A 23,151-nucleotide genomic window follows, 5' to 3' on the forward strand; every position below is an offset into this window, starting at 1 on the left:
AAACTTCCCCTGACGAAACACCTTCTCTTCAGTGTACAGCAGGGTTTTCCAGGAAATCTCACTTTTTAACGAAACGGCTGCATATCTACGCCAGAACGACTTATTTATATTCAATGTTAAGAATAGCGAGGGTTTTCTGCTCATTGAGGTAGTGCATGTTAGCGCTCGCAATTTGCTTAACATTCTGCGGCACCAGAGTGACCTGTTGCGCATTAAAACGGCTACTTTGCATCTTGCCGTCGCGTATACATGACATTTCTATCTGTTGTTGCTGGGTGCTAACTTCACAAGGCGGTTCCACTATTTCACCGCGAAAATGAATAATCCCACCCGCTGAGATTTGTTGAGCACTTACGGATACTGTAAAAAGAGAAAAAACGCCAATGCCAATACTCAGAATTCTGTTCGCTAAAGTACACATAAAGGTTCCTCAATGATTAGTCCTCTTGAGGGATCGGTATGATCCTTCACCGCTGCGATTAACGACCCGATAAAAACATCTTCACGTTTCTATATTCATAGAACAGCAATGCGCTCCCAGCCACACCCGACCTGCAAATACTTCAGTCCCTCAAGAATGACCGGATGAGTCTGTCCATTGTTGTGAGAGATGCAGCGATTGCCCATCCGAAACGGTGACAATAATTTTTACTGAGTCCTCAGCGGAAATATTAAAGCTCAGCTTAGTTAAATCAATCGGCCGATTAGCAGGGACCGAAAGGCTTGTTTTCTGCTGCGTTTGGCTTTGCCCCCCCTTCCCTTCACGTATCGCGAAGACTTGTACCTGACATTCACAGGGTTGCGTTAACGTTACCTGAGGAATAATGGTGTACATTTCGCCTTGCTGGGTTGTATTAAAGGTGATTTGATTTGACAGCGCGGCAATAAGTAATAGCGTATGCATACTATTCTCCCGAAAAAAAACAGGGCTTTCGCCCTGTTTATTCTCAGTCAGCAGACTGAATTAATGTTGGTTAGCCGTGACGTTGTTGCCAAAACCAACCTGACGAACCAGAACGTTGGAGTCAGACGCAGTCTGATTAACCACCGCACCGTTGCGACCACCGTATTGGGTCACGTTAATGTCCGCACGTTTAGCATTCCACTGATTGATGTCAGCGCTGTTGCTGAAGCCTGACTGTTTCAGACTAATGGTACTGTCATCAGCACCTTGTCCGACGGTTGCCCCGTTACCACGCCCATGCTGGGTGATGGTCACATCGGATTTACGTGCATCACTTTGCAGCGCATTCGCAATGTTGCCAGAACCATACTGGTAAATACTCATTGATGATTCTGGACCAAAATTATTACCACCACCATGGTGATTGCCGCTGCCGCCCCATTGCGGAACAACACCAGCCAGAGCACTGCCAGAAACTACGATTGCTGCGAATGCTGCCACTTTTAAAAGTTTCATGGTAAACCCCCATCGGATTGATTTAAAAGTCGTTCATGGATTAGCGTTGAGTCACGCGAATGGCCATTTGCGACTGTCTCTGCACCACAACTGCTGTTTTTTGTGTACCGTACTGGGTAATATTTGCTTTATTACCCGAACCTTTCTGGATAATAACGGCCGTATTACCGTAAGAACCTTGTTTTATACTCGCATCATTGGAACTACCCGCCTGATCTATATATGCAAGATTATATGATCCTGCCTGATCTATTTTCGCTCGGTTACTTGAACCATCCTGCGAAATGACCGACAATAGCTTCGAGCCCGACTGGCGTGTATTGGCACTGTTCCCAGCGCCTACTTGACCAATAATGGCTGCCTGATTAAATGAAGACTTACTTAATTCATTTACCGCAAAGTTATATTCTGCATTAGCCATGTCATAACTTGTTGCGGACACAATTCCAGGCACACCCAGCATTGTAAACATCATAAATAACAACTTGTTTTTCATGTTGTCACCCTGGACCTGGTCGTACATGAAGTTGAATTATTTACCACTCAAGTTTTGTTGTTAACATGACTTAAACTTGTTAATGCCACGTTACGATGAAGAGTATGTCCGTTGAAACATTTTAAATAACTCACCCGCGAGTGGTATTTTTATATTCAGATTCACCCCAAAGTACTAATTAACAGCCAATAACGCTGTTATCTGTATACATTTTATTTTGGCTTTAGCGTGAGATGTGCATTTCTATGCAGAAGCATAAAAAACCAATCTTCAGCGACTTCAGGCCCTCGCAGCGCGAGGTGTTGATTGGCCCTGGCGCAAGTCGTGACAAACATCATTTTTTTCTGTCGAAAATTACTCAACGTAAAGTGAGACAAAAACTTCAGAATTCATTAGAAAGCTAAAACGAAAGAACTATAAATAAACTTCTTATTTATCATGTTATTAATATAATTTGTATGATTTTTTAAATCTATGCAATAACAGTAAAGTGTACAACTTTCCTATCAAATCTAAACTCAATAAAAACCTTAAAATCACATTTTAATATATAAATTTACATTCTGTAACAAGTTTAACACTTGCTTTAAGATTTGTAATAGCTAGATTGAAATCAGTTGAAGTCCATTTGTTTTAATATTTTCACCCCTTTGGGTCGATATTTTATTTCTACACAGCAGTGCAGCATCTGTCAGTACTTCTGGTGCCTCTATTTTAGTAGAGGCAGCTGTCAGGTGTGCGACTATAAAAGTGGAGTTTCATCATGTTTAATGAAGTCCATAGTATTCATGGTCATACATTATTGTTGATCACTAAACCGTCCCTGCAGGCAACTGCATTATTACAACATTTAAAGCAATCGCTGGCGCTCACCGGAAAACTGCATAATATTCAACGTTCTCTGGACGATATTTCCTCCAGCTGCATTGTTTTACTGGATATGATGGAGGCAGATAAAAAGCTGATCCATTACTGGCAAGATAACTTAAGTAGAAAAAACAACAGTATAAAGACGTTATTGTTGAATACACCCGATGATTATCCGTACCGGGATATTGAAAACTGGCCGCATATCAATGGTGTATTTTACGTAGCAGAAGATGAACAGCGTGTGGTGGCCGGGTTACAAGGCGTTTTACGCGGTGAATGCTACTTCTCGCAAAAGCTCGCCAGCTACCTGATCACACATTCTGGAAACTATCGTTATAACAGTACAGAGTCAGCACTACTCACACATCGTGAAAAAGAGATCCTTAATAAACTGCGTATCGGCGCCTCAAATATTGAAATCGCACGCTCACTGTTTATCAGTGAAAATACGGTAAAAACGCATCTTTATAATCTTTTCAAAAAGATAGCTGTGAAGAACCGTACGCAGGCGGTCTCGTGGGCCAATGATAACCTCAGGCGATAATGCCATGAAACGCTATTTGAACTGGATTGTGGCAGCAAATTTATTCCTTGCTGCCGGGAATCTACACGCCGCTGTAGAAGTGGAGGTTCCCGGACTGTTAACCGACCACACTGTCTCTTCAATCGGCCATGATTTTTATCGTGCGTTTAGCGACAAGTGGGAAAGTGAGTACACAGGAAACTTAACCATCAATGAAAGGCCCAGTGCACGTTGGGGAAGTTGGATCACCATAACGATCAATCAGGACGTTATCTTCCAGACTTTTTTATTCCCGACGAAAAGAGACTTCGACAAAATAGTCGTCTTCGCTCTGGCTGAAACAGAAGATGCATTAAATCGTCGGCAAATAGATCAAACACTATTAAGCACAAGCGATTTAGCGCGTGATGAATTCTAAAACATGATTTTGTCCGGAGGCTTTCATGCGTGTCAAACATGCAGTGGTTTTGCTCATGCTAATTTCACCATTAAGTTGGGCCGGAAACATGACGTTCCAGTTCCGCAATCCAAACTTTGGTGGCAACCCAAATAACGGCGCTTTTTTGCTGAACAGTGCGCAGGCGCAAAACTCGTATAAAGATCCAAGTGGTGACGATTTCGGTTTTGAAACCCCATCGGCCCTGGACAACTTTACCCAGGCCATCCAGTCACAAATTCTCGGCGGTCTGCTTACCAATATTAATACCGGTAAGCCGGGCAGGATGGTAACCAATGATTTTATCATTGATATCGCCAACCGGGATGGGCAGCTGCAACTCAATGTCACAGACAGGAAAACGGGCAAAACATCGACGATAGAAGTGTCGGGTTTACAAACACAGTCAGCCGATTTCTAAGCTATAGCTACGAAAGGAAAAAATCATGCAGCGCTTACTTATTTTGGTTGCAATATTCTTACTCAGCGGATGCTTAACAGCCCCGCCACAAGAAGCCGCTAAACCGACATTAATGCCGCGTGCCCAAAGCTATAAAGACTTGACGCACCTGCCAATGCCTACGGGCAAGATTTTTGTCTCGGTTTACAACATTCAAGATGAAACGGGTCAATTTAAGCCTTACCCGGCAAGTAACTTCTCAACGGCTGTCCCGCAAAGTGCCACGGCGATGCTGGTCACCGCATTGAAGGATTCTCGCTGGTTTGTACCGCTGGAGCGTCAGGGATTACAGAACTTGCTTAACGAACGAAAAATTATTCGTGCTGCGCAAGAAAACGGTACCGTTGCTGTAAATAACCGTATTCCGCTTCAGTCACTGACCGCCGCAAACGTAATGGTGGAAGGGTCTATCATCGGTTATGAAAGCAACGTTAAGTCTGGTGGGGTTGGCGCGCGTTATTTCGGTATTGGCGCAGACACGCAATACCAACTTGATCAGATTGCGGTCAACCTGCGTGTGGTCAACGTCAGCACGGGTGAAATCCTTTCTTCGGTGAACACCAGCAAAACCATTCTCTCCTATGAAGTCCAGGCTGGGGTATTCCGCTTCATTGATTACCAACGTCTGCTGGAAGGTGAAATCGGTTATACCTCTAACGAACCCGTTATGCTGTGCCTGATGTCAGCCATTGAAACTGGGGTTATTTTCCTGATTAACGACGGGATTGATCGCGGATTATGGGACTTGCAGGATAAGAAACAGGTCGATAACGATATTCTGGTTAAATACCGTCATTTGTCGGTACCGCCGGAATCCTGATACTGAATATGAAAAGACAACGACAAGCGTGAGGGTAACCTCACGCTTTTTATTATTTACTGGTCAACGAAGGTGATTCTCGGTTTTCACGGCGGGACGCCAGCCACAATCCGCTGTTCTTCATTGCATAGCCAAACACCAGTCCCACTGCTAACGAAGGCAGAACCAGACGCCAGTCCCCCTGCCCTGCAAATGTTGCACATGCACCAATAAACGTACCCGGCACAAATGAAAGCAACCATTGCTTAGCCTGAATGCACATCAAGAAGGCAACAATCCCCGTAATGACATAGCCGATGATGTCCATATGCGGGGCAAGCGCACTACCGTTAATAATCACCAACGCCCACACCACACCGCTTAACAGCGTACACGCTGAGATCCACAGCCCTTTCAGCCCACTCTGCGGACAGGCAAAATAGGCTGTACAACCCAAAAAACCTGCCCAACTGAGTAAACCAAGAGAAACGGCCACCCATCCCCAGATACCGGAGAGAATGCCCGTTGTGATTGCAATTGAAAGAAGTATGTTCATGCCGCGCATCTTAGCAGAAAAACGGCATGATAATGAGATCGTGCACACAATTTATGCAAGCTGATAAATTGCGTTGCAGAATAAAGTGACTTAAATCACATTTACTCTTCTGTATCTTCCTGCAACTCGTCCCACATCGCGCCAATCGCATCGCGCGTCAGCGGCGCCATGGTACGCCAGAATGGGGAACTGGCATGCGCTTCCACTTTGCCAAGGAACGCGTCACACCACGGGAGCAGATAGTCAACGAATAACGTTTCCAGCGCTTCACTTTCATCTTCAGCAGACTGATCTTCAAGCCATGACGCAGCCAGCAGCAATGTGCCGATATGATCAGCAGGAGTATCCGACAACGGCATGCCGCGCGCAGAAAGGAATGCGCGAACATCGGATTCCTTAGCACCTTCGACCCAAGCGCTGCGATAAGGTGGCACCGCACACTCTTCACCGACAAACAGCGCGTTATAATCTGCAGCCACCTGCGGCATATCACAGCTTTTCTGTAAGCGAGCTAGCAGTTCATCTTGCTCCAGTGGCCAACTTGCTGACAGTTTACCCTCACCGATCACGGTAAAAAGAGGAACCAGTAACGGGTCCTGCGGTTGGCGGTAAAACAGCGATCCCAGGACGCGACACAGGATAGAAAACTCGTTCATTGTTGTATTCCAGTTAGTTCACAATTAAAGTTCAGCAAATTCCGCGATAGGCTCCATGCCGCGCGATTCCAAAAACGCCAGTAGGCGTTTTGGCGATACGTTTAAAATTCTGTCCTCCGGGAAGTTCACATCATCCAGGATTTTACGGCATTCACCAAATTCCCCCAGCGTGAAGGCGGTATGGGAATCCGATCCTAACGCCACCCATCCACCGGCATCACGTACCGCTGCGGCGACTGCGCGACAGTTGTCTTCACTGCCCTTACGTGAATGCAGGAATGAGGAGTTATTGATTTCCAGTGCTACCTGGTATTTCGCTGCCGCCTGTGCGACGGCGGTAAAGTCTAACTCATACTTTGGATTTCCTGGATGACTGATAATGTGCACATTACCACTCGCCATTGTGGCAATCATCGCCTGGGTATGCGTGTCTTTATCAACAGGTGCGAAAACCGGCTCATGGAAGCCTGCAATGATTAAATCCAGGGAAGTAAACATCGGACCGGAGCAGTCGATCTCGCCGTCAATATTTTTAATATTCGCTTCAATACCGCGGAGAATTCCCACCCCGTCCACCAACCTTGGCCAAATGCGCATATTAATAAAATGCCAGTGATGCGGGGCATCTGCCATGTCCGGCCCGTGATCGGTGATCGCAAACAGCTTGATACCTTTGCGTTTGGCTTCGGCGATGTAATCACTCAGGGTACTGTAGGCGTGGGTGCTGGCGACGGTATGCATATGCAGGTCAACGGGATACATAATTCTCTCCTGTAGTCATTTTTCGTCAAGGATAGCAGGTATCTCCACCATTAATACCCTAAATAATTAGAGCTGTAGGACGGTGTTTAGACGAAACCCGGCGGCTGGCCGGGTTGTTATCAATATCCCCTAACGCGATCGACTTGACCCGTTACGGCTTTCCCACTCTCAAGGTTTAAAATGGTGCGTGAGATATAGTCTACGGCCTCTGCAGGACGCGTCACGGCGGCAATATGCGGCGTCATCGCCACGCGCGGATGTTTCCATAGAGGGTTATTTTCCGGTAGCGGCTCGCTGCTGTAGACGTCCAGCATCGCGCCCTTCAACTTTCCGGTATTCAGCGCAGCCAGCAGATCGTCTTCCTTCAGATGAACCCCGCGTGCCAGGTTAAGCACGTACGCCCCATCCTGCAATTGATTCAGCAGCCCGGTGTTAATAATACCTACCGTTTCTGCCGTATTTGGCAGAAGATTAATCAGCACCCGCGTTTGGCTCAGGAACGCCGCCAGCTCTGCGGTACCGGCAAAGCTTTCCACACCGGGCCAGGATTTACGCGTCCGACTCCAGCAACGCAGCGGGAAGCCCCATGCTTGCAGGCTCTCAGCCACTTTAGCCCCTAATACCCCTGCCCCCATAATCCCGACAGTAAACTCTTCGCGGGTATACTCTTGCAGCGGTTGCCATTTCGCCTGACTTTTTAGCGCCTGATAGTCATCAAAGCGTCGAAACCAGTGCAGCACCTGACTCACCGCATATTCCTGCATTTGCAGACCCATACCGGTATCTTCCAGACGGAAAAGCGGGATTGACGCATCCAGCATTTCAGGGTGGGCTTTTAGCTTGCTGAGGATAGAGTCCACGCCGGCGCCCAACGCGAAAACAGCTTTTAACTTGCGACCTGCCAGCATATCAACCGGTGGATGCCAGACGAGGGCATAGTCAGCATGCGCATTATCACCCCGCTTCCATTCACGGACATTTGCGCCTGGGATTGCCTTAGCTAGTGCCTTCAGCCACCAGGCCGTATCGAATGTCGGGTGATAGAAAAGTATTTCCATATTAACTCCTGAGCAGTGTTATGCGGAACTTTCTCGCACTTATCATCATTTTCCAAGGAATATCAGAATAGCAAATTTTAGGATGCTGGCAAAAAAAGCAATTCTTGCTTATTTACGCCCCATGTTGCTTGAAGTTTGTGTAAATGCACGTTTTTTTTAAAAAGTAGATTGACGTCGGGGCGGTGTTTCCCCTACATTAGCGCCCGTTCCGCTAACGCAGGAACAACAATACGGTGAGGTGTCCGAGTGGCTGAAGGAGCACGCCTGGAAAGTGTGTATACGGCAACGTATCGAGGGTTCGAACCCCTCTCTCACCGCCATATTTGAAGAAGAGCTCGTACGCAAGTACGGGCTTTTTTTTCGTCTGTTGCAATATAGCGGATGCGATACGAGCATCTTATCCGGCCGACAACGAAATCCCCGTAGGCCGGATAAGCGAAGCGCCATCAGGCATCCTGCAAAGAAGCGTGTCTGTGTTTTTTATATGCATATAAACGATTATCCCTGCTTATAAAAAAACAAAGCCCGGTTCCCCGGGCCTTGAAGACGCAGAACCTATCAGCTGTAAGCGTTAAGCGTCCGCTGACAAAGCGCCGAGCGAACGCAATCATCTTTATTGAAACGAACGATTCCAATCATGTCATCTTCTTCGAAGCGGGCCAGCGCATCGTTTAGTCCGGATCGAACATGCGCCGGTAAATCGCACTGGGTAATATCCCCGTTCACAATTACCGTCACATTCTCCCCGAGGCGCGTCAAAAACATCTTCATCTGCGCAGCAGTGACATTCTGAGCCTCGTCGAGAATGACAACGGCATTTTCAAATGTCCGTCCGCGCATATACGCGAACGGCGCGATTTCTACCTTCCCAATCTCAGGTCGCAGGCAATATTGCATAAAGGAGGCACCCAGACGTTTTACCAGCACGTCATACACCGGGCGAAAATAGGGAGCAAACTTCTCGGAAACATCTCCAGGTAAGAAGCCGAGATCTTCATCAGCTTGCAGAACTGGACGGGTGACAATGATCCGGTCCACATCTTTGTGGATCAGAGCCTCTGCTGCTTTTGCCGCGCTGATCCAGGTTTTACCACACCCGGCTTCACCGGTGGCGAAGATCAGCTGTTTACTCTCAATAGCATTCAGGTAGTGCGCCTGAGCCTCATTTCGCGCCGTGATAGGTGTGGCATCGCGACTGTCACGCGCCATACCAATCGCTTCTACGCCGCCCATCTGCACAAGCGAGGTGACCGATTCATCTTCACGTTGTTTATGGCTACGCGAATCCCGTCTCAGCACACGTTTTGCTTCACGACGAGCTTTGATCACTGCTTTTTGTCTTCCCATGGATAGCACCTTGAGTTGTAGGTATACATCACACGCGCCATCTTCGGCACGATTATGCGCACGAACATCTGAGGGTTGGCTTCCTTGTAAGCCATTGCTTGCCTACGAATAAGACACCACACACGGCTACGCGCACCGTATAAGGCGTCAGTAACAAGGATAAGATGTGGAAGAGAGAGGAATTTAGCGGTGACGAGATGGCTACCGGAAGAGAAACGTCCGCGTAAGGTGGTGATAATGTAAGAAACCTGTCCAATACAGGACGTTACCATTCGCGATCTCCATAGTGAATGACTATCACTGCCGGGAACTACCGCTGTTACATATAAGTACAACAGAATTTATTCTCAATGCAACAATATTTTTACTTATTGTTAACTAAATTCCATCTTATCGTTGGCAACAGTCTCTTACAGAGAGATGACAGAATTATTTCACTGCAGCACGTATCACAAAAATTAATTTTTTCGTTCATCGCTGTATCAGGTCAACATGTGAGGAATTGCCCCGCACAGGCGCGGGGCACGGGAATCAGGCTTGTAGCAGAGATTGTCCGAGGTAGTGGTCCGGTGTTTTTACGCCCGGTAAAGCAAAGAAGTAACCGCCGCCAATCGGCTTAACGTACTCCTCCAACGCTTCACCGTTCAGGCGTTTCTGTACGGCCAAAAAACCTTTCTGCAGATCGTGTTGATAGCATACGAACAGCAGCCCCATATCCAGCTGTCCAGATTGCGTCACACCGAGCGAATAGCTGTAGCCACGACGCATCATCAGGCTGGATTCGGTCTCTTTGGTCCGCGGGTTCGCCAGCCGGATATGGCTGTCGAGCGCAATCACCTCACCTTCAGGATCATTGGCATAGTCCGGTACATCATGCTCATGCTGCATTCCCAGCGGAGCGCCGGTCTGTTTATCGCGCCCAAAAATGGTTTGCTGCTCTTTAAGCGGCGTGCGATCCCAGAACTCCACGCGAAACTGAATAAGTCTCACCGCCTGATAGCTGCCCCCTACCGCCCATGCAGGCTCGCCCTGATCGGCCGTGACCCACACCACGTTTTGCATCAGCTTTTCATCAGTACCATCCGGGTTCGCGGTCCCGTCTTTAAAACCGAGTAAATTTACCGGGGTTTCTTTGCCTTTACTGCGTGCAGCATGATCGGAGATAAATCCCTCTCGCTTCCAGCGCACGCTGAGCAAATCCGGCGTGTGCTTGATGATATCGCGCAACGCGTGAATAACGGTGTCCTGCGTGTTGGCGCAAATCTGTAACAGCACATCCCCGTGGCACAGCGCCGCATCCAGCGAATCATTCGGGAAGCGCGTCATTTTTTGCAGTGTTTTTGGCATTTGTGCTTTCAGGCCATAGCGCTCATCAAACAGTGAATGGCCGACCGACAGCGTCATCGTCAGGTTGTCCGGGGCAATGTAAGCCCCCAGAATGCCGGAGTCCATTGGCGGCAAGCGCGGATTCGGCGTTTCTGGGGCCGGGCCGCCGGTGGTCAGGAACGCAAAGCGATGGGTCAGTAAACGGAACAGACGTTCAAGATCTGCTTTGTCGCTGGCGAGGACATCAAATGCCACCAGCATCATCGAGGCCTGCTGCGGCGTCAGGATCCCCGCCTGATGCGGTCCATAAAAGGGCTGTACATCATCGCGCGCATTGGGTGACAGAGTGCCCGGCGCACTGTGCGGTTTTTGCGCATGCGCAACCGGACAGCCGCCCGCCAGTGCCAGCGCGCCACCCAATGCTCCCATGCCCTTCAACAGACGTCGGCGTGAGGGTTCACTCACGCCGTTTTCATTATCTTGTTGCATTATGCTTAATCCAGACCCAGTACGCCGCGTAATTGCGACAAATCTTCTGCCAGCGTCGTAATCGGTCCTTTCAGCGCGTTGCGGTCAGCATCGGTCAGTTTGTCGTAAGTTTCAAACCCGTCTTTGGTGCGATACTTGCTCAGGATGCTATCGACTTTTTTGAAGTTCGCATCCACTTTTGCCAGCAGTTCAGCATTGGATTTTTGCAGTTGAGGACGCAGGAGATCGACAATTTTCTGCGCGCCATCGACGTTGGCCTGGAAATCCCACAGGTCGGTGTGGCTGTAGCGATCTTCTTCGCCGCTAATTTTACTGGCGGCCACTTCTTCAATCAGACCCGCCGCTCCGCCAACCACTTTAGACGGTGGGAAGGCCAGTTCACTGATGCGCGTTTGCAGGTCGATAACATCGGTGTTCAACTGGTCGGCGTATTTATCCATCCCCTTGGTGGTATTGTCGCCAAACAGCGCTTTTTCCAGACGGTGGAAGCCGGTGAATTTAGGATCGGCGGCCTTTTGCTCGTAATCATCTTCACGTGCATCGATGCTGCCATCGAGGTCAGAGAACAGCTCGGCAATCGGTTCAATACGTTCATAATGCTGGCGCGTCGGCGCATACAGGGATTTAGCCTTCCCGATATCCCCAGCTTTAATGGCATCTGTAAATGCTTTGGTCCCCGCCACCAGCTGTGCGGTTTCTGCGGTTACATAGGCTTTGTATTCGGTAATTGCACCGCTCAGGCTCAGCAGGGCGTCACTCTGTGCCGCATCTGCCGTTGCGCTGCCCTTGACGATCAGCTTCCCTTTCGGGTTCGTCAGCAGGCCGCAGGTCATATCATATTCGCCAGGTTGCAGGTTGGCGGTCATTTTCTGGCTAAAGCCCGGCGCAATATTTTCACGCTCTTCCACCACCATCACGCCTTTGAGGATTTCCCACTCCAGCGCTTTCTGACTGTGGTTCTGAATAATGAACTGGGTTTTTCCGGCATTAACCGTGATTGTCATCGGTTCACACTGTTTGTCGTTAACCGTGACATTGACCTTGGGAATATCTGCGGCGTGTGAGGCAAAAGCAGAAGTAAACAGCGCAGCCATACCCAGCGGCAGCGCACTACGGCGAAAGTTAATCGTCATGACCTATCCCTATAAATAAGTATGTTGTAACTAAATGATATTCTGCGTCGCGTTGTTATCAGGGTGCAGTACGAGACGCCGTAGAGCCTGAACGAGGCGGTAATGCAAACATAATCAGTGCCGGGATCAGGTAGATAAACCAGACGGCAACCTCACTGACACTTGGCGCTTCCTGGTAACCAAAAATCCCTTCCATCAGCGTGCCAAACAACGAGTGCGTCGACAGCACGCTGCTCAGATCAAATGCCACATCCTGGAAATGATTCCATAACCCAGCTTCGTGAAACGCGCGAATGGCTCCGGCGGCAAGACCTGCGGCCACCAGCAAAATGAACAAGCTGGTCCATTTGAAGAAGGCCCCGAGATTCAGTCTGATCCCGCCGAGATATATCAGGTAGCCCAGAACGACGGCCGTTGCCAGTCCCAGCATCGCCCCAACCGGTGGCCAGATCCCCACATCCTGCTGAAAGGCGGCCAGCAGAAAGAAAACCGACTCCAGGCCTTCACGAGCGACGGCAAAAAAGACCATCATCACCAGCGCCCATCCGTGATGATTGCCACGCTGTAACGCGTTATCGACCGCCTGCTCCAGTTGAACTTTGACGTTGCGCGAAACTTTACGCATCCAGAAGACCATCCATGTGAGGATCACCACGGCAATCACTGCCACAATCCCTTCAAACAGCTCCTGCTCTTTTTGCGGAAATTCACCGGTAGTTTCATTGATGAAAATCCCCAGCGCCAGGCATAGCGCCGCCGCCAGTAGAACACCAATCCACATTACGCCAATCCAGCGACCGCGCTGAGTCCGTTTCAGGTAACTGGCTATCAGGCTGACAATCAGCGCGGCCTCTAGGCCTTCGCGCAACATAATCAGAAATGGAACAAACATGCGAAGCACCCTTAAACGTTATTCTCAGTCAACTCGTGAAAAGAAAAGTAAATTACAGTGATAGTGATTATCATTACAGAAAATAAAAACTCAAGAAGAATGTTTTGAGAATGATGACTTAATGTAAACAGTTAGTCTGATAATGGTTACTGTGATTTTGCGAAGCGGCATAAAAAGCCCGCACGCGGCGCTATGTTATTCAGTTAACGACACGTTTTCAGAAGGTATCAACATGTGCTGCCGGAGGTAATGAACATGCTATCTCAGAGAAAGTTCCGTTCACCTCATGTTCATCGTTTTTCTATGCCTTGAAGGCCTGTGAACGTGTCAAGGGTGCTATCGCCGCACCCTTGACAATCCCGGCTCCCGGCACGGAAAATTGTTGCTTCGCAATCCCCTCCGCTTATTCCTCCAGGCTATCGGGCCGGGCGCGAGGTAGCGTCCCTGCAAAACGCGCCCTGAGCCAGCATCCATGCTGGCTCTCCCGGCCTTACGGAAACACGTCGGCAATTTTCAGCCGGACCAGCCCACACCTGTCCACCTGTGCTTTTACTTGAATATCTCTGAACAGCAAAACGGATATAGCTGAAAGCCAGAGCGCTGAAGCGACACCCTGGTCCGGCTGAAAATTGATGAGGTGTTGACGGCTGACCGGGTCTGCCCGCAGGGATGCGGGCAGAGGGGACGGCCTGCTGGGACGCAGGCTCGGCCCCGACCCGACAGGCAGACGGAATAAGACGAATGAATCGCGCAGCGACGATTTTCCCGCCGGGAGCCTGGGTTGCAAGGGAGGCGGCGGTGAGCCTCCCTTGCACGTTCACGGGTATCTGCGCTTCAGAGAAATGACACTGCTGAGGTGAACGGAAACCTGAGCAAGAATCACATGTTCACCCTACATGCTTAACTGAACCGCATTGCCCGCACGCGGCGGGCTGTAGAAGCAGTAAGCAGATTACTCAACCTGTAAACGTGACGGCGGTGCAGAATGATAATGCGCATCAGCTTCAGCAAAGCGTTTTTGCATTGCGGCTGAAGGTGCTTTACCCAGCAAGCTGAACACCACGATACCAATACTGCCGAACACAAAGCCCGGGATGATTTCATACAGGCCCAGCCAGGCGAACTGTTTCCAGACGATAACCGTGACCGCACCAATGATCATCCCCGCCAGCGCACCGTTACGGGTCATACGCGACCACAGTACGGAGAACAGCACTACCGGTCCGAATGCCGCACCAAAGCCAGCCCAGGCGTAGCTCACCAGACCGAGAACGCGGTTTTCCGGGTTAGCCGCCAGAGCAATAGAGATCAGCGCGACTACCAGTACCATGACGCGGCCAATCCACACCAGTTCTTTCTGGCTGGCATTTTTACGCAGGAACGCTTTGTACAAATCTTCCGTAATGGCACTGGAACACACCAGCAGCTGGCAGCTCAGCGTCGACATCACCGCCGCAAGGATAGCCGACAGCAGAATACCGGCAATCCACGGGTTGAACAGGATTTGCGCCAGTTCAATAAACACCCGCTCAGCGTTCTGGTTCACTGCACCGGCCAGTGCCGGATTGTTATTGAAGTAGGCGATACCGAAGAAACCAACGGCCACCGCGCCCGCCAGACACAGGATCATCCATGCCATGCTGATGCGACGTGCATGCACGATGCTATGGTGAGAATCTGCCGCCATAAAGCGCGCCAGGATGTGCGGCTGACCGAAGTAACCCAGCCCCCAGCCCATCAGGGAAATAATGGCGACAAAGTTCAGGCCTTTGAGCATGTCCACGTTCTCAATGCTCTTTTGTTTGATCACTTCCAGCGAGTCTTCAAAGCCGCCGACACCAATAATCACCATCACCGGCGTCAGGATCAGAGCAAAAATCATCAGGCTGGCCTGCACGGTATCGGTCCAGCTGACGGCCAGGAAACCACCAATAAAGGTATAGATAATCGTCGCTGCCGCACCCGCCCACAGCGCTGTTTCATAACTCATGCCGAAGGTGCTTTCGAACAGACGCGCCCCTGCAACAATCCCTGAAGCACAATAGATGGTGAAAAACAGCAGAATAACCAGCGCGGAAATAATACGCAGCACGCGGCTTTTATCTTCAAAACGACCGGTAAAGTAATCCGGTAGCGTCAGAGCATTATTATTGAACTCGGTGTGTACGCGTAAACGTCCGGCCACCAGCTTCCAGTTGATCCATGCGCCTAATGTCAGGCCGATGGCGATCCAGCTTTCTGAAATCCCCGACAAGAAAATCGCCCCCGGCAGCCCCATCAGCAGCCAGCCGCTCATGTCGGATGCCCCGGCGGAAAGCGCGGTGACAAACGGCCCCAGGCTGCGTCCACCCAGAATGTAATCATCAAAGTTTTTGGTTGAACGCCATGCAATAAACCCAATCAACAACATGCCAAAAATATAGACACAGAATGTCACTAACATCGGTGTGCTAATAGCCATCAAAACTCTCCAAAATTATGTATCGACAATGCCGTGGCTTGCCGTTTTATTACCCTGCCGGAACGTGGCAAAGATATCTATGTTGACCTGGGCGACCGTATCCTGCCGGAAGCAAGGATCATTCACAATCGATTTAACACACCATTTACATCAATTTTGATCTCGAGTAGATAGCATTTTTCTGGAGGTTGCACTCTCTCACACTTTTCGCGGTTGCACCTTTAAAAAGTGTTAACTGCCGCAGAGAAAAAGCGCTCGTATTTTTTACAGACATCCCAACAAATACCACATTTATTAACATTTCATTCATTTTCAAGCTTGCAAACCAAGTCACATTTAACACGGTTGCACAAAGTTGCAACATAGTGGATATTTCTCAGTAACTATCAGTCCCGTATTTCAGCACAACAGGAGTAAACGGCATGGGAACCACCACGATGGGGGTTAAGCTGGACGACGCCACACGCGAGCGTATTAAAACAGCCGCAACACGAATCGATCGCACGCCGCATTGGCTGATCAAACAAGCCATCTTTAATTATCTCGAAAGACTGGAAAATGACGATGCCCTGCCTGAGCTGCCTGCCCTACTGGCGGGTGCAGCCAATGAAGGTGATGACGCCTCGGCATACCAGAATGAAACTCACCAGCCTTTCCTCGAGTTTGCCGAGCAGATCCTGCCGCAGTCTGTTTCCCGGGCGGCGATCACCGCCGCGTATCGTCGTGCAGAAACCGACGCCGTACCGATGCTGATGGAACAGGCGCGCCTGCCGCAACCGATCGCTGAACAGGCTCATAAGCTGGCATATCAGTTAGCCGACAAACTACGTAACCAGAAAACCGCCAGCGGTCGCGCCGGCATGGTACAGGGACTCTTGCAAGAGTTCTCGCTATCCTCTCAGGAAGGTGTTGCGCTGATGTGCCTGGCGGAAGCCCTGCTGCGTATTCCCGACAAAGCCACGCGCGATGCGCTGATCCGCGACAAAATTAGCAACGGTAACTGGCAGTCGCACATTGGACGCAGCCCGTCGTTATTCGTCAATGCGGCAACCTGGGGACTGCTGTTTACCGGACGCCTGGTCTCCACACATAACGAAGCCAGCCTCTCGCGCTCGTTGAACCGCATCATCGGTAAGAGCGGCGAGCCGCTGGTCCGCAAAGGCGTCGATATGGCGATGCGCTTGATGGGGGAGCAGTTCGTCACCGGGGAAACCATCGCCGAAGCACTGGCTAACGCACGGAAGCTGGAAGACAAAGGTTTCCGCTACTCCTACGACATGTTGGGAGAAGCCGCACTGACCGCCGCTGACGCGCAGGCCTATATGGTGTCTTACCAGCAGGCTATCCACGCGATTGGTAAAGCGTCTAATGGACGCGGCATTTATGAAGGGCCGGGGATTTCGATCAAGCTGTCGGCGCTGCACCCACGCTACAGCCGCGCGCAGTACGATCGCGTAATGGACGAGCTTTATCCACGCCTGAAGTCGCTCACCCTGCTGGCGCGTCAGTACGACATTGGCATCAATATTGACGCCGAAGAAGCAGACCGCCTGGAAATCTCCCTCGATCTGCTGGAAAAACTGTGCTTCGAACCTGAGCTGGCGGGTTGGAACGGGATTGGTTTTGTCATCCAGGCCTACCAGAAACGCTGTCCGTACGTGATTGATTATCTGATTGATCTGGCCACGCGCAGCCGCCGTCGCCTGATGATCCGCCTGGTAAAAGGCGCATACTGGGACAGCGAAATTAAACGCGCCCAGATGGACGGTCTGGAAGGGTATCCAGTGTATACCCGTAAGGTCTACACCGACGTTTCCTATCTGGCCTGCGCCAAAAAACTGCTTGCCGTGCCGAATCTGATCTACCCGCAATTTGCCACCCATAACGCCCATACGCTGGCGGCCATTTATCAGTTAGCGGGTCAGAACTATTATCCCGGACAGTACGAGTTCCAGTGCCTGCACGGCATGGGTGAACCCCTGTACGAGCAGGTTACCGGCAAAGTTGCCGATGGCAAACTGAACCGCCCATGCCGTATTTACGCACCGGTAGGGACCCATGAAACGCTGCTGGCGTACCTGGTGCGTCGGCTGCTGGAAAACGGCGCGAATACCTCATTCGTTAACCGTATTGCCGACACCACTCTGCCGCTGGATGAACTGGTCGCCGACCCGGTCGAAGCCGTAGAAAAACTGGCGCAGCAGGAAGGCCTGGCGGGTCTACCGCATCCGAAGATTGCGCTGCCACGCGACCTGTACGGCAAGGGACGCGAAAACTCAGGCGGACTGGATCTGGCGAACGAACATCGCCTGGCCTCGCTGTCCTCTGCCCTGCTCAACAGCGCACTGCAAAAATGGCACGCGAAACCGATGCTGGAGCATCCGGTGACTGACGGACAAATGACGCCGGTAATTAACCCAGCGGAGCCGAAAGATATTGTGGGCTACGTGCGTGAAGCCTCCCCGAATGAAGTGGAGCAAGCGTTACAAAGCGCGGTAAATAATGCGCCGATCTGGTTCGCTACGCCGCCGCAGGAGCGCGCCGCTATTCTGCATCGCGCCGCCGTTCTGATGGAAGGCCAGATGCAGCAACTGATTGGCATTCTGGTTCGCGAAGCAGGTAAAACCTTTAGCAACGCCATTGCCGAAGTGCGTGAAGCGGTCGACTTCCTGCATTATTACGCCGGGCAAGTCCGCGATGATTTTGATAACGAAACCCATCGTCCGCTCGGCCCGGTGGTCTGTATCAGCCCGTGGAACTTCCCGCTGGCCATCTTCAGCGGGCAAATTGCCGCCGCGCTGGCTGCAGGCAACAGCGTGCTGGCAAAACCGGCAGAACAGACACCGCTGATTGCCGCCCAGGGGATCGCCATTTTACTGGAAGCTGGCGTGCCGCCAGGCGTGGTACAACTGTTGCCCGGCCAGGGTGAAACCGTCGGGGCACAGCTGACGTCCGATGAGCGCGTACGCGGCGTGATGTTCACCGGTTCAACGGAAGTCGCCACGCTGTTACAACGTAATATTGCCCGCCGTCTTGACGCGCAAGGCCGTCCGATCCCGCTGATCGCCGAAACCGGTGGAATGAACGCGATGATCGTCGACTCCTCGGCGCTGACGGAGCAAGTGGTCGTTGATGTGCTGGCCTCCGCCTTTGACAGCGCCGGACAGCGCTGCTCGGCACTGCGCGTCCTGTGCCTGCAGGATGACATCGCCGAGCACACACTGAAAATGCTGCGCGGCGCAATGGCCGAATGCCGGATGGGCAATCCGGGTCGCCTGACCACTGACATTGGGCCGGTTATTGACGATGAGGCCAAAACCAATATTGAGCGCCACATTCAGGCCATGCGCGCCAAGGGACGTCCGGTATTCCAGGCTGCACGTGAAAACAGCGAGGATGCGCGGGAATGGCAAACCGGTACCTTTATTGCGCCGACGCTGATTGAGCTGGAGAGCTTCGACGAACTGCAAAAAGAGGTGTTTGGTCCGGTGCTGCACGTCGTACGCTACACCCGCAGCAATCTGGGCAATCTGATTGAGCAAATCAATGCTTCCGGCTACGGCCTGACGCTGGGTGTGCATACCCGTATTGATGAAACCATCGCTCAGGTCACCGGCTCCGCACACGTGGGTAACCTGTACGTCAACCGTAATATGGTTGGCGCGGTGGTCGGCGTGCAGCCCTTCGGCGGCGAAGGCTTGTCAGGCACCGGTCCGAAAGCCGGCGGTCCGCTGTATCTGTACCGTCTGCTGGCTAACCGTCCGGAAAATGCGCTAAGCATCACCCTGGCGCGCCAGGATGCCGATTACCCTGTCGATGCACAGCTCAAGGCGGCGCTGATCCAGCCGCTGGACGCCCTCACCGAATGGGCAGCCGATCGCCCGGCGTTGCAGACCCTGTGCCAACAGTTTGCTGAACTGGCGCAGGCCGGAACCCAGCGCCTGCTGCCTGGCCCTACCGGCGAGCGCAACACCTGGACGCTGTTACCTCGCGATCGCGTTCTGTGTATTGCCGATAACGAACAGGACGCACTGGTTCAGGTCGCCGCCGTGGCTTCCGTGGGCAGTCTCATCCTGTGGCCGGATGATGCTTTCCACCGCGATCTGGCAAAACGTCTGCCTGCCGCTCTTTCCGGGCGCATCCAGTTTGCCAAAGCGGATAATCTGACCGTACAACCGTTCGATGCCGTTATCTTCCACGGTGATTCCGATCAACTGCGCGCGTTATGCGAGGCGGTTGCCGCACGGGATGGCGCAATTGTCTCGGTACAAGGCTTTGCCCGTGGTGAGAGCAATATCCTGCTGGAGCGGCTGTATATTGAACGCTCATTGAGCGTCAACACCGCTGCTGCTGGCGGTAACGCCAGCCTGATGACAATCGGCTAAGGGTATGGTTAATTAAGGCTCCGGTAACGGCAATACCATTCAGTTAAGCATGTAGGGTGAACATGTGATTCTTGCTCAGGGTTCCGTTCACCTCAGCGGTATCATTTCTCTGAAGCTCAGGTACCCGTGAACGTGCAAGGGAGGCTCACCGCCGCCTCCCTTGCAACCCAGGCTCCCGGCCCGATAGCCTGGAGAAATAAGCGGAGGGAACCACGAAGTGGCAATTTTCCTGCCGGGAGCCGGGATTGTAAAGGGCGTGGCGGAAAACGCCCTTTACACGTTCACAGGAATCGGTGCCTCAGAAAAACGATGAACATGAGGTGAACGGAACCTCTCTCTGAGATAGCATGTTCATCACCTCCCCAACACTGGTTGATGCTTTCTGAAACTGAGTCGTTGACTGAACAGTATTACCGGTAACGGGGCCTTTTTTATGGAGTCAGAGAGAAGCATGAAACGAATTGTACTGACATGTGCGGCACTGCTGCTCAGCAGCCCGGCGCTGGCAGAAGACTGCACCAACGCGAACACCCAAACTGAGATGAACACCTGCGCTGCTGAGCAGTTTAAAACGGCGGATGCAAAGCTCAATGATACCTATCAGAATGCGCTTAAGCGTGCAGCGCCCACTCAACGTGAATTACTGAAAAAGGCGCAAGTCGCGTGGATAACTCTGCGCGATGCTGACTGCGCGTTAATCAGCTCAGGTACGGAAGGCGGCAGCGTGCAATCGATGATCGCGAGCCAGTGTCTGACCGATAAAACCCACGAGCGCGAAGCGTTTCTCGCCTCGCTGCTGCAGTGTGAAGAAGGTGATTTAAGCTGCCCGTTACCGCCCGCCGGTTAACGCACGCGGATCCCTTCGATAATCATCCGCTGGACGTTCTCAACCGTTTGGTTAAAAAAGGCTTCATCGCGTAGTGTCGCACCCGTCACTGCTTCCACCTGTGGAGCAAAGTCGGCGTAGTGCTGGGTTGAAGCCCAAATCATAAAAATCAGATGATGCGGATCGACCGGAGCCAGTTTGCCGCTACTGACCCACCCGGCAATCAGCGCGGATTTCTCATCAATCAGCGTTTTGAGATCTCCCGTCAACTCGGTCATCAGCAGCGGCGCACCTGCCAGCATCTCCATACAAAACAGCCGTGATGCCTGCGGGTAATCGCGGGAAACTTCCAGTTTGAGGCGGATATATTCTTTGATCGCCACCAGCGGCGCAAAGTCTTCACGAAAGGCCTTCAGCGGCGCCAACCAGATGTCGAGGATCTGGCGTAACACGGCAATATAGAGCACTTCTTTTGACGGGTAATAATAGAGCAGATTGGTTTTTGACACGCCCGCCTGCTCAGCCACCTGTTCAAGACGCGTTCCGTGGATCCCAAACTGGGAGAAGATATTTAGCGCCGCAGTTAAAATGGCCTGGCGTTTCGCGTTGACCGCCTGCGAGCGTTTACCTGTTTTTTTCTCTGCGCCTTGAGCCATCCGCCCTCCCCTTGTTCTGAGGGCGTCAGCATAACAAATCATACGGTGAATGGATAAATTAAAGCGGCCACGGGAAGTAGTTACCGTGCATCCTTCAAACAAAAAAACCGCCGGACAATCCGGCGGCGGTGGCTTTGCGACGTCTGTCGTTGAACGCTCAGACGTCACGATATAGTTAACAGACAGCCTGGCAATTACGTTTTGTTATTGCCGTGGCTATTTTTGCCCCCTTTTTTGCCTGCCTCTGAAGCGCGTTGCGGGTCATTCTTGAAATTACCCCCGCTGTGCTGGCCACCTTTTCGACCTGCTTCTGATGCTCTTTCGCGGTCTTCCGCAAAGTTGCCGGAACCGCCTCGATGGTTTGCCATTACTGACCTCCGTCATTGATTAGACATCATATTGCATAGGTACTGAGGAGTGATACCTCACGCAAGCTGTGGGCAATGCCCTATGTTCGCTGCGTGGGATTAAGCATAGTGAAGACTGGCCTGACAACCGGCTAACGGTAATATTCTGCAACAGGTTTGCCGGTATTTGGCGAATAATCACCGCCGGAAATCAATAACCCTTTCTTATGACTAGCAAATCCAACCTGCTCAAAAATGTATCATTTTGCGACAAAATAGAACTGCCATTAAAATTGTTATAAATCAAAGAAATGATGGTGAAATTTGCACTCCTGGCAGTACGTCATATCTTTAAAGAGAGGTAGCGATTCGCTACACAGACGGTTAACTCGAGGAGTAGTGTAAAATGGCAAAAGTTCTGGTGCTTTATTATTCCATGTACGGACACATTGAAACGATGGCCCATGCAGTCGCAGAAGGTGCAAATAAGGTCGATGGCGCGGAAGTCATTATTAAGCGTGTGCCAGAAACGATGCAGCCTGAGATCTTCCTGAAGGCGGGCGGAAAAACACAAAATGCCCCTGTCGCGACCCCGCAAGAACTGGCTGATTACGACGCCATTATTTTCGGCACCCCTACCCGCTTTGGCAATATGTCCGGTCAGATGCGTACCTTCCTGGATCAGACCGGTGGCCTGTGGGCTTCTGGCGGCCTGTACGGCAAACTCGCCAGCGTATTTAGCTCAACAGGAACCGGCGGCGGTCAGGAACAAACCATTACCTCAACCTGGACAACGCTTGCCCACCACGGGATGGTCATCGTTCCTATTGGATACGCCGCGCAAGAGCTGTTTGACGTCTCGCAAGTTCGCGGCGGGACACCGTACGGCGCGACCACCATTGCCGGGGCCGACGGCTCTCGCCAGCCAAGTCAGGAAGAATTGTCTATCGCCCGCTATCAGGGTGAATATGTCGCCGGTCTGGCAGTAAAACTCAACGGCTAATCTGCAACAGGAGGATTCGTATGCCAACTCAAGAAGCGAAAGCCCATCGCGTCGGTGAATGGGCGCGTCTGCGCAATACATCGCCGGAAATCGCCGAGGCTATTTTTGAAGTCGCCCATTATGACGAGAAACTGGCGGAGAAAATTTGGGAAGAAGGCAGCGACGAGGTGCTGATCAAAGCCTTCGAGAAAACGGACAAAGACTCACTCTTTTGGGGTGAACAGACTATCGAACGTAAAAACGTCTAGCA

At 51.3% G+C, this 23,151-nt stretch carries 23 protein-coding genes and 1 tRNA gene; 9 read left to right on the plus strand and 15 right to left on the minus strand.

Annotated features, from left to right (window positions below; genetic code table 11):
- Positions 1-100: 100 nt before the first annotated feature.
- The 4 genes from AC3ITF_RS14135 to csgB form a co-directional block, all read right to left on the minus strand.
- Complete coding sequence (locus tag AC3ITF_RS14135) at positions 101-421, minus strand: fimbrial protein (protein ID WP_115258883.1); 321 nt, start codon at positions 419-421, stop codon at positions 101-103.
- Between the two features lie 150 nt (positions 422-571).
- Positions 572-904, minus strand: a complete 333-nt coding sequence (gene csgC / locus AC3ITF_RS14140) for a curli assembly chaperone CsgC (protein ID WP_096757589.1) — start codon at positions 902-904, stop codon at positions 572-574.
- A gap of 60 nt (positions 905-964) precedes the next feature.
- Positions 965-1,420, minus strand: a complete 456-nt coding sequence (csgA, locus tag AC3ITF_RS14145; protein ID WP_181219365.1) for a curli major subunit CsgA — start codon at positions 1,418-1,420, stop codon at positions 965-967.
- Between the two features lie 40 nt (positions 1,421-1,460).
- Positions 1,461-1,916, minus strand: a complete 456-nt coding sequence (gene csgB / locus AC3ITF_RS14150) for a curli minor subunit CsgB (protein WP_115258885.1) — start codon at positions 1,914-1,916, stop codon at positions 1,461-1,463.
- Positions 1,917-2,679: 763 nt separating this feature from the next.
- Here csgB and csgD point away from each other — a divergent pair.
- From csgD to csgG, 4 genes are read left to right on the plus strand one after another with little or no spacing between them, the layout of a single operon-like run.
- Positions 2,680-3,330 (plus strand): biofilm master transcriptional regulator CsgD, encoded by a 651-nt coding sequence (gene csgD, locus AC3ITF_RS14155; protein WP_115258886.1) that lies wholly within the window; start codon positions 2,680-2,682, stop codon positions 3,328-3,330.
- Between the two features lie 4 nt (positions 3,331-3,334).
- On the plus strand, positions 3,335-3,727 hold the full coding sequence (gene csgE / locus AC3ITF_RS14160; protein ID WP_115258887.1) for a curli production assembly/transport protein CsgE: 393 nt from the start codon (positions 3,335-3,337) through the stop codon (positions 3,725-3,727).
- A gap of 25 nt (positions 3,728-3,752) precedes the next feature.
- Entirely contained in the window at positions 3,753-4,166 is a 414-nt protein-coding gene (gene csgF, locus AC3ITF_RS14165; RefSeq protein WP_096757594.1) for a curli production assembly/transport protein CsgF, read from the plus strand.
- Between the two features lie 25 nt (positions 4,167-4,191).
- A complete protein-coding gene (gene csgG / locus AC3ITF_RS14170; RefSeq protein ID WP_096757595.1) occupies positions 4,192-5,025 on the plus strand; it encodes a curli production assembly/transport protein CsgG in 834 nt (277 codons plus the stop codon).
- Positions 5,026-5,077: 52 nt separating this feature from the next.
- On the opposite strand, the gene AC3ITF_RS14175 is transcribed toward csgG, so the two are convergent.
- The 4 genes from AC3ITF_RS14175 to ghrA all read right to left on the minus strand — a co-directional run bounded on the left by AC3ITF_RS14175 (position 5,078) and on the right by ghrA (position 8,036).
- A complete protein-coding gene (locus AC3ITF_RS14175) occupies positions 5,078-5,560 on the minus strand; it encodes a DUF1097 domain-containing protein (RefSeq protein WP_135912264.1) in 483 nt (160 codons plus the stop codon).
- 101 nt (positions 5,561-5,661) lie between these two features.
- The gene (locus AC3ITF_RS14180; protein ID WP_096757597.1) at positions 5,662-6,216 is read right to left on the minus strand and encodes a TorD/DmsD family molecular chaperone; all 555 of its coding nucleotides are present in this window, start codon (positions 6,214-6,216) and stop codon (positions 5,662-5,664) included.
- Positions 6,217-6,240: 24 nt separating this feature from the next.
- On the minus strand, positions 6,241-6,978 hold the full coding sequence (locus AC3ITF_RS14185; RefSeq protein ID WP_115258890.1) for a phosphatase: 738 nt from the start codon (positions 6,976-6,978) through the stop codon (positions 6,241-6,243).
- Between the two features lie 119 nt (positions 6,979-7,097).
- Positions 7,098-8,036: a glyoxylate/hydroxypyruvate reductase GhrA gene (gene ghrA / locus AC3ITF_RS14190; RefSeq protein WP_096757599.1), complete on the minus strand. Its 939-nt coding sequence runs from the start codon at positions 8,034-8,036 to the stop codon at positions 7,098-7,100.
- A gap of 232 nt (positions 8,037-8,268) precedes the next feature.
- Here ghrA and AC3ITF_RS14195 point away from each other — a divergent pair.
- Positions 8,269-8,356: transfer RNA gene (locus AC3ITF_RS14195), tRNA-Ser, on the plus strand.
- A 238-nt stretch (positions 8,357-8,594) separates the two neighbouring features.
- Here AC3ITF_RS14195 and phoH read toward each other — a convergent pair.
- From phoH to putP, 5 genes are all read right to left on the minus strand, one after another.
- Positions 8,595-9,383, minus strand: a complete 789-nt coding sequence (gene phoH / locus AC3ITF_RS14200; protein WP_168246965.1) for a phosphate starvation-inducible protein PhoH — start codon at positions 9,381-9,383, stop codon at positions 8,595-8,597.
- 531 nt (positions 9,384-9,914) lie between these two features.
- Positions 9,915-11,198, minus strand: coding sequence for an iron uptake transporter deferrochelatase/peroxidase subunit (gene efeB / locus AC3ITF_RS14205; RefSeq protein WP_181820160.1), 1,284 nt, complete (start codon positions 11,196-11,198; stop codon positions 9,915-9,917).
- Positions 11,199-11,203: 5 nt separating this feature from the next.
- Positions 11,204-12,331, minus strand: a complete 1,128-nt coding sequence (gene efeO / locus AC3ITF_RS14210) for an iron uptake system protein EfeO (protein WP_489175769.1) — start codon at positions 12,329-12,331, stop codon at positions 11,204-11,206.
- A 58-nt stretch (positions 12,332-12,389) separates the two neighbouring features.
- Positions 12,390-13,223, minus strand: coding sequence for an iron uptake transporter permease EfeU (gene efeU / locus AC3ITF_RS14215; protein ID WP_096757602.1), 834 nt, complete (start codon positions 13,221-13,223; stop codon positions 12,390-12,392).
- Between the two features lie 952 nt (positions 13,224-14,175).
- Complete coding sequence (gene putP, locus AC3ITF_RS14220) at positions 14,176-15,684, minus strand: sodium/proline symporter PutP (protein ID WP_096757603.1); 1,509 nt, start codon at positions 15,682-15,684, stop codon at positions 14,176-14,178.
- A 422-nt stretch (positions 15,685-16,106) separates the two neighbouring features.
- On the opposite strand from putP, the gene putA reads away from it, so the two are divergent.
- Positions 16,107-20,069, plus strand: coding sequence for a trifunctional transcriptional regulator/proline dehydrogenase/L-glutamate gamma-semialdehyde dehydrogenase (gene putA, locus AC3ITF_RS14225; protein WP_135912267.1), 3,963 nt, complete (start codon positions 16,107-16,109; stop codon positions 20,067-20,069).
- A gap of 451 nt (positions 20,070-20,520) precedes the next feature.
- Positions 20,521-20,916 carry a lysozyme inhibitor LprI family protein gene (locus AC3ITF_RS14230; protein WP_115259968.1) on the plus strand — a complete coding sequence of 132 codons (396 nt, stop codon included), beginning with the start codon at positions 20,521-20,523 and terminating at the stop codon, positions 20,914-20,916.
- Here AC3ITF_RS14230 and rutR read toward each other — a convergent pair.
- Together rutR and AC3ITF_RS14240 are read right to left on the minus strand one after the other, a co-directional pair.
- Positions 20,913-21,551 (minus strand): HTH-type transcriptional regulator RutR, encoded by a 639-nt coding sequence (gene rutR / locus AC3ITF_RS14235; protein WP_135912268.1) that lies wholly within the window; start codon positions 21,549-21,551, stop codon positions 20,913-20,915. The two genes, AC3ITF_RS14230 and rutR, sit on opposite strands and share 4 nt — an antisense overlap.
- Before the next feature lie 194 nt (positions 21,552-21,745).
- A complete protein-coding gene (locus AC3ITF_RS14240) occupies positions 21,746-21,919 on the minus strand; it encodes a con-10 family general stress protein (RefSeq protein ID WP_096757608.1) in 174 nt (57 codons plus the stop codon).
- A 385-nt stretch (positions 21,920-22,304) separates the two neighbouring features.
- On the opposite strand from AC3ITF_RS14240, the gene wrbA reads away from it, so the two are divergent.
- Entirely contained in the window at positions 22,305-22,901 is a 597-nt protein-coding gene (gene wrbA, locus AC3ITF_RS14245; protein ID WP_096757609.1) for an NAD(P)H:quinone oxidoreductase, read from the plus strand.
- 20 nt (positions 22,902-22,921) lie between these two features.
- On the plus strand, positions 22,922-23,149 hold the full coding sequence (locus AC3ITF_RS14250; RefSeq protein ID WP_096757610.1) for a YccJ family protein: 228 nt from the start codon (positions 22,922-22,924) through the stop codon (positions 23,147-23,149).
- Positions 23,150-23,151: the final 2 nt, after the last annotated feature.

Source organism: Citrobacter sp. KH_055_1, from assembly GCF_057838705.1.